A 15,335-nucleotide genomic window follows, 5' to 3' on the forward strand; every position below is an offset into this window, starting at 1 on the left:
TTTCCGACGATCGGACCTAGACTCGTGAGGGCCAGGAGGTCATCGGGCCGCCTGCCCCCGCGCTGCAACCCCAACCCCGGCGATCGCCCTACTTTCGAGTCGTCCCGTTGGGGCGCGGAGGGCCCCGGTCTCCTGCCGACCGATGGCGCCCGACCGAACTCGCAGATTTTCGCGTTTTGCGGAAAACCGGGATGTGCCGCGAGGTGTGTCTCGGGTCTCGAGGGAGCGCGTGCTCGTTCCCTCCCTCGTCCTGATCTCATCTACATTTCATTAGGAGAAAACACATGAAAAAGCTGATGATAGGTGCCCTCGTTCTCATGAGTGCCGGTATTCTGGCGTTCAGCGCCAATGTCCAGGCCAATCAAGAGGAAGCTCGGGCCGTTCGGAATACGCCGATTTACGAGCCTTGCTACAACCCCAATCGCATGGTCGTGCTGTTCTGCGCGCCGGGCGGCACGCGTTCCTGTTTCCGCGAAACCTGCTACCTCTGGCCATGAGGGCGGAGGGCTCGGTGGGTGATTCGATGAGTCGGGTGCCTGTCCGACCATCGGGTCCGTAGCCGAGACCACCATCGTGAGCCACCGATTCGAACGGGAACCCTTCTGCATGTGCGGCAAGGGTTCCCGTTTTCGTTTCGATTTCCCGGGTCGTCGCCTTCGGCCTGAAAGGGCCTTTTTCATGGATTGAAGAAACCGGGGTTCTGCGAAGGGCGAAGCCGGCGGGCCTCGGTCCCGCTTCCGCTACGCGATCGCCTCTCGATTGTCGGACTGGGCGATGGCGACGCTGACCCGCGTTCCGCTGCCCGGCGTCGATTGAATCTCCAATTCCCCGCCGATGGCGCGCGCGCGCTCGGCGATGCCCATCAACCCGTAGTGGCCCGACTGCGACCACTCGTAGTAATCGCGTTGCTGGAAGCCCACGCCGTCGTCGCGGACTTCCAACCTCAGACGCTCGCTGTCCCACTCGAACAAGACGTGGACGGTTTCGCAGGCGGCGTGTTGGATGGCGTTGTTCAACGCCTCCTGGCAGATTCGGAAGAGCGCCAACCGCGTTTCCTGGCCCAGCGATTGGCCGTCGTTCATCAAGCGTAACTGGATGGCCTGCTTGGGGTGCTTTTGCTTCAACGCCTCCACGTGCGATCGAATCGCCACGCTCAGGCCGAACTGGGTGATCGCCGGCGGCCGCAGCTCGCCGCACAGCCAGCGCAACTGCTGGATCACTCTTCGTAAATAGGTGTCGGTTTCGCGGTGAACGCCGGAAGGCGTCAGCGAGAGCCGAAGCTGGATCGCGTGCAGGTCTTGAATGGGACCGTCGTGAAGATCCCGCGCGATGCGCAAACGCTCGTTTTCGCGGGCTTCGCTCTGGCCCCGGTTCATGGTCGCTTCGCGCTCGGCGCGCGTTTCCCACATCCGCACCTTGCGCAGCGACCACAGGTAGATCAGCCCGCCGGTGGACAACAGGGTGAGAACGAAACATCCGACGATGAAGCCCGTGCGTTTCCAGAACGGCGGCACCACGGTGATCGCGATCTGGGCCTCGTGGGCACTCCACTGCCCGTCGCTGTTGGTGGCCCGCACGCGGAACCGGTAATCGCCGCCGTCGAGGTTGGTGTAACCGGCAAACCGTCGCGAACCCGAGTCGATCCAGTCGCGGTCGAAACCCTCCATCTTGTAGGCGTACCCGTTTTGATCCGGGAAACTGAATTCCAAGGCGGCGAATTCGAAGGAAAAGTAGTTTTGGTCGTGTCGGAGGGTCAGGTGTTCGGTCCGGTGCAGGTCGCTTTCCAAGGATACGCGGCGATTGAAGATCCGAAAGTCGGTCAGCACGACCGGCGGCTCGTATCGATTGGGTTCGAGCCAGCTCGGATCGAAGTAGTCGAAGCCCTTGGCCCCGCCGAACATCATCAAGCCCTGATCGCCGGCGTCGAAGGCGCCGGCGACATACTCGTATTGAAGCCCTTGGGACGGGCCGTAGATGCGGCTTTCGTCCGTTTCGGGATGCAGCCGGGTGATGCCGCGATTGGTACCGATCCACAGGGCGCCTTCCCGGTCGAACAGGATGCCGTTGATGGTGTCGCTGGACAGACCTCGGTGACGGCTCCAGCGTTCGAATCGATCCTGCGCCTCGTGGTAGCGGTAGAGTCCGTCGCCATCGGTGCCGACCCACAGGCCGCCCGCCGCATCGGCCGCGAGGACCGTGATGCGTCGGCCCGGCACGGGGGATTCCGAGGCTGGGTCGGGCGTCCAGTGGCGGAATGCGGCCCGCTCGGCATCCAAACGATTCAAACCGCCGCCGACGGTCCCCACCCACAGTCGCCGGCGGTCGTCCAACAGCAGGGTCATCAACATGTCGTGGTTGAGTGCTTCGGGATTGTCGGGATCGGCCCTGAACCGCGTGAATTCGGCGCTGTCGCGATCGAAGGCGACCAGGCCACTGCCGTAGGTGGCCAGCCACAGGCGCGATCCTTCGGGAATGATGCGCACGATCGAGTAGGCCGGTCGTTCACCGGGGTCGGCCGGCCACTTGAACGACTGGATATCGCCGCTTTGTGGATCGAAGCGCAGCAGCCCTTGGCGCCAGGCGCCGAGCCAGAGGATGCCCTCGGTGTCGCGGTACAAATGAGTGATCAGTTGCGGGGTGGCCTCGGCTCGGTCACCCGCTGCGAAGGCGGTCGTCAGGCGTTCGGTCTCGAGATCGAACTGCAGGAGGCCCTGCCCCCAAGTGCCCACCCAAAATCGGTGGTCGCTGTCGGCCAGGACGCTCGTCACCACCAGGTCGTCTTTTTCCGCTGCGCCGGCCATGCGGGCCACGTGACGGAAGGGAGTTCGATTCGGCACGGCCTTGAGCAAGCCCTTGCCCGCGGTGCCGATCCAAATGATGCCCGCCGCATCTTCGTACAGCGACCAGATGCGGTCGCGGGTCTTCAACACGGCGGGTTGCCGGCTTTCCTGGAGTCGATAGAAGCGTTCGGATGAAGGATCGAGAATTTGCAAACCCTGGTTCATGGTGCCGATCAGCAATTGCCCGGAACGCGTAAAACCCAGGCACCACAGCCGATTGCCCGCCAGCCCCGTTTCGTCGGACGGGTCGTGTCGCCAGTGGCGAATCGTGCCCTGGCCGGGGTCGTAGCGGAACAGGCCTTGCCCGATGGTCGCCAGCCACAGCGCACCGTCGGGGCCGATGACCCCGTCGGCCACCTGAAGCACCGCTTCGGGGTCATCCGACAGCGGCACCGCTTCGGGCGTGGCGTTGGGTTGGGTCGAATCGTAGCGGAACAGGCCTTGTTCCGTGCCCAACCAGAGCGTGCCGTCCGCGCCACCCATCAGGCAGTGAACGTGGTTGGCGGCCGCCGTGGCCTCGTTCGGGGCACCGGGCCAGATCGGGCCGTTCACCTGGAGCGCGGCGTCCAGGGACAACAGGCCGGCACCGAGGGTGGCGACCCAGACGGTGCCGTCGGGGGCCTGCCAGAAGTCGCCGATCGCTTCGAAGGAGGGTGTGTCCGGCGCGCCCGGTTCCAGGCGGAACGCGACGTCGTTGGTGGTACCGTCCCAAATCGAGATGCCGCCGTCGCGGGTGCCGATCCATAGCCGGTCGTCCCGATCGATCATCAACGCCTGCATGACATTGCCCGAGAGGTGGATGTCGGCGGGGACCTCGGGGTCCTGCTTGCCGAAGACCCGAAAGGCGTAGCCGTCGTAGCGGTTGAGCCCGTTTTGGCTGCCGAACCAAAGGAAGCCGAAACGATCCTGCACGGTCGCGAGGACGCCGCTTTGGGAAAGGCCGTCCGCGACCCCGATCTCGCTGACGATCCACTGGGCTTCGGGCGGGTCCGACGGGGAGGGATCGGCGGTCTGGCCCCAGGCGGGCGCCATCGCGATCGCGAGCGTCATCAGGAGCGGCAGCGCCCAACGGCCCCACCGAAACGGAAAAAGCTCGAAGAACCCGGCAGGAGAAAGGGACGAGGTGCCAGGTAGGTTCATCCGCCGGATGAACGCATCGAAGCGATTCAGGCGGGGAGGCAGGTCCCGGCGACAGGGCGAAGCGTGGGTGCGCTCACGACGAAGGGACGCAAGCAGGGAGAGCCCGTACATGAAAAGGGACGAGGTGCCAGGTAGGTTCATCCGCCGGATGAACCCGTCGAAGCGATTCAGGCGGGGAGGCAGGTCCCGGCGAAAGGGCGAAGCGTGAGTGCACCATCGCCGAAGGGACCCAAACCCGAAGAACCCGGAAGGAGAAAGGGACGTGGTGCCAGGTAGGTTCATCCGCCGGATGAACGCACCGAAGCGATTCAGGCGGGGAGGCAGGTCCCGGCGAAAGGGCGAAGCGTGGGTGCGCTCACGACGAAGGGACGCAAGCAGGGAGAGCCCGTACGTGAAAAGGGACGAGGTGCCAGGTAGGTTCATCCGCCGGATGAACCCGTCGAAGCGATTCAGGCGGGGAGGCAGGTCCCGGCGACAGGGCGAAGCGTGATTGCGCTCACGACGAAGGGACGGAAGCAGGGAGAGCCCGTACGTGAAAAGGGACGAGGTGCCAGGTAGGTTCATCCGCCGGATGAACCCGTCGAAGCGATTCAGGCCGGGATGCTTGCGGTGGCGAAAGAGCGAAGCCGTTCCCTTCCCGCAATGATCGGCGGGGGAGAGGATGGGCCGGCTTCGTGGCATTGGAGCCAGAACGTTGCCTGATCGCATGAGCGAGTTCAGCAGGCTGCTGAACCTACCGGGCACGACGTCAATTGGTTTCATGCGGGAACTCCCGGGTGTGGGGTTTCGGTCGAGGGCCGTTCGGGTATGCCGGGGCCACGGCGCACGCCGACGAAAAATGGAATCCGGGCGGACGTGTGTCGCGGTCTCGCGAGTTCCGGGGCCGGCCTGTCACCGGTCCCGGATCCTTCATTCGATGCGAATCCGCAGCATGTCCAGTACGGATTGTTCCTCCGGCCAGGAGGGCAGCGTCAGGTGAAGGTCTCGGATATCGTTGACACCGTCTTCGTTGAGATCCACGCCGTCGGGGTTCACCAACAGGATGCCGGTCACGGTCGTCGAGCGCCCGCGGCGGTCCCGCACCGTCAAGCGGTAGATGCGGTCACGGGGTGGGATCGGATCCCAGATGATGGTGCGTTGCAGGCCGATGAGGGCGCCGGTCTCCATATCCTCCCAGCGGAAGGAAACGGGGTCAATGTCTTGGGCGATGCGCGCGGTGATTTCCACGGGCTCGATCCCCTGGACCGCCACCTCGGGCGAGATCGCGCCCAACAGGCCCTGGGCCACTTCCGGGAAGCCGAAGAACCGCATCGTTTGCTGCGCGCCGCGAACGATGTCGTCCTCGCTGGGCGCGGTCTCCACGCCGACACTGCCGAAATACGCCAACGGGTCGGTGGAGAGCAGGCCGTCCCAATTGGAACGGCGGGTGTCCATGCTGGCTTCGAGCAGGTCGACGGTGATGCGGGTGTCGGCCGGTACGTCGATGCCGGGCGGAATGCGCGTATTGGCCGCGAGGTTGGCCCAGCCGTTGATGTAGTCGTTCTCGTTCTGTAACAGGGACGTGTCGCCGGCGAATCCGAACGACCAAGTCACCGGTGTATCCGGCGTAGGGGCCAGCGGTTCGTCGGCATTGCCGAGGATCCAGTTCGAGCTGGACTGCGTCACGCGCAACCAGATGGCGCGTTCGCCGGCGACCCAGCGCACGACCGACAGGGCGTCGGATGCCGCGTTCAGGCGCAGGCCCAGCCGTTCGCCGCGCAGCCGCATGGCCAGATGGATGGGTTCCGATACGCCCGGCATCACCAACGAGTCGCAGAGCACGGCGTCACTTCCCAGCGCCAACCGCAGGTAGATGGGGGTGACGGTCGAGGCCTGGGGAAACAGGTCGTCGTTGACTTCCATCGTGTAGTTGCCGGTTTCCTCGCAGCGTCCGGTTTCGTCGACCTGCTGGATGAGACTGGTCACCAGCACGCCGCGGGTGGGTTCCTCGCCGTTGTCGTTCACGGTGGCGACGGGGCCGGTCGCGGTCAGACCGAGGAAGAAGCCCGGGTCGATGATGTCGTTGGGACCGTCTTCGACGCCCAGGCTGAGATGCCAGCCCTGGACCTGCACGTAGAGGTCCGGCAGAACCGAGGACAGGCTGCTCTCGCGCAGGTCCACTTGAAGCAATGAATCGGTGGGGGTATGGATTTCGGGATCGTTGGTGTTGGCGGGCAGGTTGGCCCGGTTTTGCTGAAAGAGAGGTTGCATCCGCGCCAAGGAGTCGCTGCCGCTCAGGCCCAACTGGGCGAAGAAGCGGACCTGGTCGCGGCCCACGGGTTTCCCTTCGGGAACATGAACCCAGTCGAACGGCGGCCTGCGAATCGCGACCCAGATCGCCGACTCGCCTTCCTTCCAGCGCACGATCGACATGTCGTCGGGCTGGCTGGTCATGAAGGCGTTGTCCGGCGCGCGGTCCAAACCGACAGCCAGGTGGATCGGATGACTTTCGGGGTTCAGCGGATCCACCAGCGTTTCGCACAAAAGGGCGCCGGACTCCAAGTTGATCCGCAGGTACACGGGTTCCTCGGGCGTGGCTTCGAAGAAGGCGATCCGGTCGAAGTTGATGTCGACCGAACCGGCCTGGCCGCAGGCGGTGCCCTTCTCGAGAACCGTGCTGGTGGTTTGGATGAAGAGTGGTTCCTGTTCCTGGCTGGGTTCCGAAAGCACCACGGCCAAGGGGACCGGCTCGATGAACACGTCCTCGACCTCGCTGCCTTCGTCGATATCGCCCGGCTTGGGCTCGGTCTCGACACCCTCGCTGTCGCGAAGCAGATCGACGTCGAGAAACAGGAGCTCACCTTCCTCGCCGCTGAATTGACTGAGGTCCAACACCAAGGGGGTCGGCGTTTCGCGCGAGAGGTCCTCACCGGCGGCGCGCACGTCGCGGGTGTTGAAGGGCAGGTTGGCCCAGCCGTTTTGGAAGAAAGGGAAGGTCATTTCATAAGATTCCAGTTCTTCCAGACCGAGACCGAGACTGAAGGCCAGGCTGTTGCCCGTCGGAGGTTCGCCATCGGGAATCTCGACCCAGAGATCGGAGGACACGCTGAAGCGCACCCAGATGGCGCGTTCACCGGCGATCCAGCGCACGATCATGGCACTTTCGGTGGGGGCGATCATGCGCAGATCGGGGAAGATGGGACCGAACACGCTCAGCGCCAGCCTGACCGGATCTTGACCGGGCGCCACCAGCGTTTCCTTCAAAAACACCTGGTCGGGCAATTGAAAGCGCAGGTACAGCGGAGATTCCTCGGAGGCCTGGCCGAGTTCGGGGCCGTCGATGAAGAGGTTGATGGATGGACCCGTGAATTCGGTTTCTCCCAACAGGATTTCCGCCGGTTCGGGAAAGATCTGGATCCCGCTCCACAGGTGTGCCGGCAGGAGCCACAGCGCGCAGAGCAGGAGGCGGCACGCTCTTCGGTCGCGGTGTTCGGCGTTTTGCCCGCTATGCGCAGCGTTCGTGGTCGTTCTCTGCTTCTGCTCACGGTGCGTCAACATCAACCTCCTCCATGCCAGACCCGACCCGAGCGAATATCGTGACCTAGGTCCCTGACCCTATCAAAGGATGGATGGGGGGTGGGCTCAATAGTACAAATGTCACAAATGTCGATAATGAGACCCGGTCCGGACCCCGATGGGCCCCAACTCATCCCGGAAACGGAACCCGAAGAGTGGCGTTCAGCCGTTGGTCTCCTTGATCAGGCCGAAGTCCCAGACCCAAGCCACCAGTTCCGCGCGGGTGTGGAACCCCAATTTGTTGTAGATGCTGGAGGCGTGATTGCGCACCGTGCGCTCGGAAATGTTCAGCACTTCGGAGATGGTCAGGTTGTCGTAGCCCTGGCCGATCAGCTTCAGGATTTCCAGCTCGCGTTCGGACAGCTTCGTCAACGGGTCGCCCGACTCCGTGAGATACAGCGCGCGCCGTTCCTGGACCCGCTCGCTGAGCCATCCCTTCTTGCCGCCGGCCACGCCGCGCACGGCCTCGATGATGGTCTCCGGCATCTCTTCCTTGATCAAATAGCCGTAGGCGCCCGCTTCCAAGGTACTTTGAATGAAGTGAATCGAGTCGTAGGCGCTCAGGGCGAGCACGCGAACCGGGCTCTTTTCGGCGTGAAGCCGTGCCGCGACCTGCACACCGTGGGTGCCGGGCATCTCCATGTCCAGCAACAACACGTCCGGCTGGAGTTCCCGGGCCAACGTATAGGCCTCGTCGCCGTTGGAGGCCTCGCCGACCACGGAAATGTCGGCGACGCGGTTGAGGTGATCGCGAATGCCGGCGCGAACGATGGGGTGATCGTCGGACAACACCACCCGGATGACGGGCGATACGGACGAAGCAGACGGTTCGGGCATCGGGGAAGCCTCCGCAAGGGGGGATCGGGGTCGAGATCCGTTCATCAAACCAGTCGTCAAGAGCAGGGTCAACAGAAGATCGACCTTTTCGACGACATTTTGACCTGGGTTACCAAAAAGAGGTTTTGTAGGCATTTTCACTTGATGAAATTTTAGCGGGAAAGGCGACCGGTTTGGAACCTGAAGATGCCCTGTGATCCATGTCAAGTGCATTTCGATTTGGTACTCGTGTCCTATTCCCGGCCTCGCGAGCAGGCCCTAGACTGAGATGCAAGCCAGGGAAGTTTGCCGTGGCGTTCAATACTCTCATAAGGATAAAGGCTATGGTTCATCGATTAGTGCGTGACGCAACGTCACCAGATTACTCAACCGCCCTCGATCGCTATCCTCGTTCCGGAAGATCCACGTCGTTCTCAAGGGTACTGTTCCCGTTCCTGCTTTTGGTTGGATCCTTGGTTCCGGCCTTTGCGCAACCCTTTGAATTGGTCGTGGAACCGCGAAGCGTGGTTCAGGGCGATCAACCCATGACGCTGACCGCTCAGGCGGCCGACAGTCGCGAACTCGTTTCGATTCAGTGGATGGATTCGTTCACTGGCGAAGTCCTCGGCGACGAGGCGACCATCACGCTGCAACCCGATTTCGAAATGACGACCCTGCTCCTGGTCGAGGCGCAAGACGCCAACGACAATCTCGGTCAGGGCATTGCCGTGATCGAAGTCGAGAATCCCAACGGGCCGGGATTGACGTTGTTCGTCGATCCACCCTACGTACTCCAGGGTGACGAGCCCATGACCTTCAAGGCCGTGGTCATGCCCGAAGACGCCGAAGTCTCGTACGAATGGGTTCGCGACGACACCGGTGCGGTCGTGGGGAACGAGGCGGAAGTGACCCTCCAGCCCGAGTTCACCGAATGCACCACGGTCACGGTGACCGTGAGCGATGGCGAGGGGATCACCCTGTCCAGCTCGGCGTTCATCGACATCGAGGGCCACAACGACATGTTGGAAGTCATGGTCGAACCGCCCTTCGTCGTGCAAGGTGACGAACCGATCGTGTTCGAAGCCGTGGCCCAGAGCGATGCGGCCATCGAGAGCTACAAGTGGGTTCGCGAAGACACCGGCGATGTGGTGGGCGAGACCGCACGTATCGAACTCCAGCCCGACTTCCGATTTCCCACCGGGATCAGCGTCGAGGTCAAGGACGCCGAAGGGCGCACCGGTTACGGTTTCGGCTTCGTCGAGGTCATGCCGCCCACGGACTTCATCGACGTCCACATCGATCCGCCGATGGTGGTGCAGGGCGAGGAAGACATGGTCTTCACCGCCGTCGTCAACCATGAGAAACCGATCGCGAGTTACGAATGGCGCCGCGACGACACGGGCGACGTCATCGGGGACGGCGAACAGGTCACGCTCGCTCCGGAATTCGAACGACCCACCGGCATCTCCCTGCTCGTCCGCGACGAGGACGGCGTCGAAGGCATGGCCTTCAGCACCATCTTCCTCGAAGATCCGGGTGGTTTCATCGATGTCTGGATCGATCCGCCCTTCGTGGTTCAATCCGACGAAACGATTCGTTTTACCGCGGTGGTGAACGACCGCGACGAAGAAGAACTCACCTACACTTGGACCAACGATTTGACCGGTGATGTGCTGGGCGACGAGGAGACCCTCGAGCTGGACCCCAATTTCACCGAACCCACCCCGATTTCGCTGCAGGTCGAAAACGAGAGTGGCGACAGGGGATTCGCGATCGCCTTCATCGAACTCGAGGGCAATCCCAACGGCAATGCCCCCGTATTCATCGATCCGCCGGTACAGTTGCAGGGCGAAGAGACCATGCGTTTCGCCGCCGTGACCGCGCCCGCGATCGAAGTCGTGAGCTACACCTGGGAAGACCTGACCAACCGCGAAGTCCTGGGTGACGGTGCCACGCTGGAGCTGGCGCCCGAATTCGAATTCGACACCATCATCGGTCTGACGGTGGTCACTTCCGACGATCAGACCTACACCGCCGAAGCCCTGATTCTGGTCGATCCCGAGTTTCCTGGCGAACTGCCGGTATTCGTCGATCCGCCCGTCGTGCTTCAGGGCGTGGACGCCTTGAGCCTGACGGCGGTGGTCTTCGAGGAAACCGAAATCGCCGAGTACCGCTGGATCAACGAACTGACCGATGAGACCGTCGGCACCGAGCGGGTTCTGTCCTTCGACGAGCCCCTGGCCGAAACCACGCCGTTTCGCGTCGAAGTGCGCGCCGAGGACGGCCGCAGCGGCGAGAGCTTCGCGTTGGTGTTGGTCTACGAAGGCGGGCACGACCCCAATGGCGACGGACACAACGACATGGACGACCTCTTGACCCAGTTACCCCAATGGAGCATCCAGGCGGCCGATGTCCTGGACCTGCTCACCATCCGTACCCGTTGACTCTTTCCACAAAGCAATCGCAAGCAAGCAGACGGTGTAAAGCCCGAGGTGCGTGTTCCAGCCGAATCGCTCGCCTCGGGTAGAAGCCGAAGCAGCTCCAACAGACGGGGCTCGGGGACGTCGTAGCAAGCCGGCCTCTTCGACCCGGATGTTATTCCCACCAACGGCCGGCGTGGCGACACGCCGGCCATTTTTTTGCGTCCGCATATCTCGTTAGATGTCGTCGCGAGAGGCTGAAAGCCTCTGTCCATTCAAGGCTTGCCTCCGAGAAAAACCGGAGGTGTACCGGGATGCTACGTCGAGGATGTCGACGGGTGGGCCCGGTCAGGGCAAACGTCGTCGCGGCGCTGGTCGTCATCTTCGTAACGGGAAATTCACGAGAAACGCGAGTTGGCACCCATCCAGAAAGAGTGGTTTTTTGAAAGGGATGTGCGGCGGGTCGCCGCACCTACCTGGTCATACCGGCCGTGCACGAGGCCCCACTTTCACTGCCGGGCTCCCTGGCTGGCTCGCTTCTGGTCGTTTCTCGTTAGAAGTCAAGCTGGGCGCCCGCTCCGTTTGTTCGTGGCTCTCTCGAAACAAAGTGGTGCTATCGACTGGAGATTGGTCTTGCCGGCGTCAAAACAAAATCAAAAAACCAGGAAAAGAACCTCGCAGTTTGCAGCCCGCAGATGCTTCTTTCCTGGCTTCCAATATTCATGGGTTCCTGGTTCGTTCTTCCGACAAATGACCCATGACCCTTCGCTGAAATCGGTTAAGTGTTTCTCTCTCGAAATCAAGCTGGGCGCCCGCCCCGTTTGTCCGGGGCTCACGTGAAATCCAGTGGTCGGTGTGCCGGTGGTTCGGCCTTCCGACCACCGGCAATCCATGGCTGGGCAATCCGTGGTCCGACATACCGGCGCTCGGCCCTAGCGACGACTTTGTACTCATCACAAGCACCCTGCCGCGACTTGAGGCCCGATACCCGATAAGGCACCCATCCAGGCGAACTGACAGGGCCCGTTTCCCTGTGTCCGGTCCTGGATGGGCACGAATCAGTCTTCGGCGCCCATCGCTCCGGTTTCTTCCACCGGTTTGAGGTCGCGGATGTGCCAGAACCGCTTGCCGATCATGAACAGGACCGAGAAGCCGATGACCGCGGCGTTCAGGTTGTAGACCACCGTCACCAGGGTGGTGCCGATGATGAAGGCCATCTCCAGGTGCGTGACGTGGATCGGATCCTGGTAACGCGTCTTGATGTAGGTGTGCAGTCCTTCGTGGCGCTTCTTGGCGCGTTCACGGGCATACAACCATACCGGCAGCCAATCGAACACGTCGTAGCCGACCTTGATCAGCAGGCCTGCGAACACCGCCTGGGGGATCAGCTTGACGTAGTTCTGGAACAACATCATTTCGATCAGCACGAACACGCCGACCATGATGCCCGCCAGGCGCAGGGTGGCGTTCTCCTTGAGGATCAGGACCGAGCGAATCGTGGCCTGGGCACCGGGGATGCCGGCCAGGAAACCCGTGACCAAGTTGGCCGCGCCCTGCGCCACCAATTCTTTGTTTTGTCCGGTCTGCTCGTCCGTCATCTTGTCGATGACCAGCGATGTCAGCAGGCTGTCGAGGTAGGCCAACAGCGCCAATTGCAAGGCGAACGGCATGACCGCCATCAGCAGGTCCGGCGCCCAGGAGGTGGGGAATTGGGCGGCCAGCAGGTCCTTGAAGTCGCCGAAGGACGAGAGTGTCGCCTCCAGGTGGACGCGTTCGATGTCCCATCCGGCCAGGTGAACCAACGCGCTCATGCCCACGATCGTGATCAGGGTCGCCGGGAAAAAACGGTGCTTGTCGCCCAACCAGCGGCGCAGCTTGATGGGCAGGATGAACAACAGCAGCAGGGTGCATATTGCGACGACGGTGTTCAGCAGGACGGGACCTTCGTAGGCCTTGGCGCCGCCGATACCGAAAATCTTGCGGATTTGGTCCATCCAAATCAGGATGGCGATGCCGTTCATGAATCCCGAGATCACGACTTTCGGGACCAGGGCGATGAACCGACCCAACCGGACGATCCCGGCGACGATCAGGATCAAGCCGGTCATGATGATGGCGAGGTTGATGAAGTGGTCGGCCGTGACGCCGGGCCACCGTGAGTAATCTTGTTGGCTCGCGGCTGTGACCACGATCAGGGTTACCGCGGTCATCGGGGCCGTGGGCCCCGAACACTGGATGCGTGTGCCGCCGAGCAGTGCCGTAATGAAGGCGATGACCCCCGCCGAGATGATGCCCGCGTAGGCTCCACGCCCGGAAAGGACACCGAACGCCGCCCCGAGACTAATGGCGACGAAGCTGACCGTTAATCCGGCCACCACGTTTTGAACGATTTCGGCTCCGTTGAAACCGGGCTTTTCGAGCTGGGTTCTTCCATTGTTCTGTGTCATATGAATGCATTCCCTCCGAGGGTTGAAAAAAACCCAAGATTTATATCACGGAGCCCAGCCCCGAACGGAAGGGGGAAATGCAAGTATTTACAGATAATTCACAAAAAATCTTGTGGTTTTGCGTGGTTTGTGTTAGCGGTTTTTGGAGTGGTTTGGTCAAAGGGGGTCCGCTGCTCCGTTTTCAAGATGGGTAATCTAGCGTGTTACGGTTTTCTGTCGGTCCGTTTTGGGTCGTCATCGATCCATCTCTCGTAAGAAGGGCACCGAAGCGTTTCTCGCCGAATCTACGCCTCCGCCACCCGAGACCCCGATTCGACGCGATCTTCGCCTTCGCCAGCGTTCGAATCACGGGTAACTCGCGTCGGGGTCGGGAAACCTCGAAATCTTGTCCAGGACAAGCGGCGCCGGTGTTTTGACTGTGTTCATTTCAAACAAAAGAGCTCGGAGTGCCCGAATGCCGAAAGATGCGTCGTGCACGGCCGGTATGGCCCGGTAGGTTCAGCAGGGGCGGTAAGCCCGCCGGCTGAACATTTCGAAGTGATCCATGCGAGGAGTTCCCGCAGGCATTGAAGGCCGGGATTGCAGTAGGTTGGCCGGCCCGGCCGACTTCTCGAAGCGGCCCAGGCTTCGAAAGATCGAGTGGTAAAAGAGCGAAGCAGATAAGTCGATCCTCTAGATCTCTCGATAATCAATTTCGACCTGTGCTAGGTCGCTTCGATTGGTCGAGCAGGGCCGGTAAGGCAGGGCCGGTAAGGCAGGGCCGGTAAGGCTTTACGTCTCTTACGCGCATGCGGGCTCCTGAGCTGGCTCACTTCGTGTTGTTTCTTTCCCGAAATCAAGCTGAGCACCCGCCCCGTTTGTTCGTGGCTTTCAAGCACCACCTGAAGATGTGTCGGTGACCAAGTCGGGATTGAGGGTGATTTCCAGGAAAAGCAGTACGATGCCTTCGGGTGGTGCCTGGAACCCCGGAAGTTCTTTGTTCAGATGCGCAATCAGATCCGGATTGGCCACGAATCCAATCAGCCGATCCTTTGTTTGGCCACAGAGCCCTTCCACGATCAACGGCTGGTGGGGATCCGGTTTTGATCCGAGTAGCTTGAATTCCGGAAGTTGAACCATCGTTTTACTTTCGGGCAGGATGACTCCTGGCACGAACCTGCGCTGTGCCATATCGGATTGATAGAAAAACGTCTTCCCCTCGAAAGCGAAGATCATCTCGAACCGATTCATTTTTTGAATCTCTGCTTCGAATTCCTTTCGATCTCGATGGGGGTGTTTGCCAGCCAGAGCGTCGAAATCGATGGCCGATTCTCGGAACGTCAGCGTCTCTTGTGGGGTTCCGTCCCGCGTATAGGTGGTGAGTTCCAGACCGAAAGGGCTGGCGAGATAAAGTCGGTCGTGGTGGCTGGTCATCATGCGCTTTGGATAAAAACCCAGTATCTCCAGGCGAGAGTCGAAGGGGTGGAACCTATTTTGTACTTCGAGGTCCGGGTTGAGAGCGACGACACCCTCGCTTGTCCGACGTGATGAGGAGTAGATGTAGATGGAATCCTTGTGCGCATGGATTTGGTAGCAGTTTCGGCGCTCGTCCGGGGCCAGGAATAATTTCGATGCGCGAAAGGTGCCGTTGGGATCGTAGGCGTGGATGCCAGCGACATCCAGGATGTAGATGTTTCCTTGGCCGTCGAGAGCTACATCGCGGGCATCGACGTATTCACCAGGTCCGTTCCCATCTCTACCTACGGACCCAAGGAAGGATCCGTCCGCAGTGTACCGATACACTTTTTTGGCGATACTGAAGTCGCCAACGACCAGGCTCCCATCGAGGGGGGAGACGTGAATTTGGTCCACGGTGGCCAGGCCGTCGGGCACTTCGTCAAGGAACACGGCGTGGGTAAGACGAATCACCTCATCTTGTGTTGCAGGGGTGGACAGGATGCGTGTTCCGGTAGTGTTGGTTTTGCCGATCCGTTGGTAGTTCGGACCAGTTGAATTACAGGCGATTATTCCGAATAGAGAGAACGCAAGGAGGATGATGTGGGTGATCTGGCTATTCATTGGTTCCTCGGAGACCCCTCTCACGGGGGAGAGGGGTTGGTTGGGTTCTAGCAACGTGA

General features: G+C 61.3%; 7 protein-coding genes. 2 read left to right on the top strand and 5 right to left on the bottom strand.

Annotated elements, in window-relative coordinates:
- The first annotated feature begins 284 nt into the window (after positions 1–284).
- On the top strand, positions 285–497 hold the full coding sequence (locus J3U87_RS24210) for a hypothetical protein (RefSeq protein ID WP_237378358.1): 213 nt from the start codon (positions 285–287) through the stop codon (positions 495–497).
- Positions 498–740: 243 nt separating this feature from the next.
- On the opposite strand, the gene J3U87_RS24215 is transcribed toward J3U87_RS24210, so the two are convergent.
- From J3U87_RS24215 to J3U87_RS24225, 3 genes are all read right to left on the bottom strand, one after another.
- Positions 741–4,742: a sensor histidine kinase gene (locus J3U87_RS24215; protein WP_237378359.1), complete on the bottom strand. Its 4,002-nt coding sequence runs from the start codon at positions 4,740–4,742 to the stop codon at positions 741–743.
- A 147-nt stretch (positions 4,743–4,889) separates the two neighbouring features.
- On the bottom strand, positions 4,890–7,517 hold the full coding sequence (locus J3U87_RS24220) for a hypothetical protein (RefSeq protein WP_237378360.1): 2,628 nt from the start codon (positions 7,515–7,517) through the stop codon (positions 4,890–4,892).
- Between the two features lie 180 nt (positions 7,518–7,697).
- On the bottom strand, positions 7,698–8,372 hold the full coding sequence (locus J3U87_RS24225; protein WP_237378361.1) for a response regulator: 675 nt from the start codon (positions 8,370–8,372) through the stop codon (positions 7,698–7,700).
- Between the two features lie 452 nt (positions 8,373–8,824).
- Between J3U87_RS24225 and J3U87_RS24230 the strand changes: the two genes are divergently transcribed.
- The gene (locus J3U87_RS24230; RefSeq protein ID WP_237378362.1) at positions 8,825–10,795 is read left to right on the top strand and encodes a hypothetical protein; all 1,971 of its coding nucleotides are present in this window, start codon (positions 8,825–8,827) and stop codon (positions 10,793–10,795) included.
- 1,034 nt (positions 10,796–11,829) lie between these two features.
- On the opposite strand, the gene J3U87_RS24235 is transcribed toward J3U87_RS24230, so the two are convergent.
- On the bottom strand, positions 11,830–13,218 hold the full coding sequence (locus J3U87_RS24235) for a SulP family inorganic anion transporter (protein WP_237378363.1): 1,389 nt from the start codon (positions 13,216–13,218) through the stop codon (positions 11,830–11,832).
- A gap of 870 nt (positions 13,219–14,088) precedes the next feature.
- Positions 14,089–15,276, bottom strand: coding sequence for a 6-bladed beta-propeller (locus J3U87_RS24240; RefSeq protein ID WP_237378364.1), 1,188 nt, complete (start codon positions 15,274–15,276; stop codon positions 14,089–14,091).
- Positions 15,277–15,335 lie beyond the last annotated feature (59 nt).

It is taken from the genome of Sulfidibacter corallicola (assembly GCF_017498545.1).
Lineage (GTDB): Bacteria > Acidobacteriota > Holophagae > Acanthopleuribacterales > Acanthopleuribacteraceae > Sulfidibacter > Sulfidibacter corallicola.

Excerpts from the sequence above, each read along its gene's own strand:
- J3U87_RS24215 (WP_237378359.1), bottom strand. The coding sequence starts at position 4,742 with ATGAAACCAATTGACGTCGTGCCCGGTAGGTTCAGCAGCCTGCTGAAC.
- J3U87_RS24235 (WP_237378363.1), bottom strand. The coding sequence starts at position 13,218 with ATGACACAGAACAATGGAAGAACCCAGCTCGAAAAGCCCGGTTTCAAC.
- J3U87_RS24220 (WP_237378360.1), bottom strand. The coding sequence starts at position 7,517 with ATGTTGACGCACCGTGAGCAGAAGCAGAGAACGACCACGAACGCTGCG.
- J3U87_RS24225 (WP_237378361.1), bottom strand. The coding sequence starts at position 8,372 with ATGCCCGAACCGTCTGCTTCGTCCGTATCGCCCGTCATCCGGGTGGTG.
- J3U87_RS24240 (WP_237378364.1), bottom strand. The coding sequence starts at position 15,276 with ATGAATAGCCAGATCACCCACATCATCCTCCTTGCGTTCTCTCTATTC.
- J3U87_RS24210 (WP_237378358.1), top strand. The coding sequence starts at position 285 with ATGAAAAAGCTGATGATAGGTGCCCTCGTTCTCATGAGTGCCGGTATT.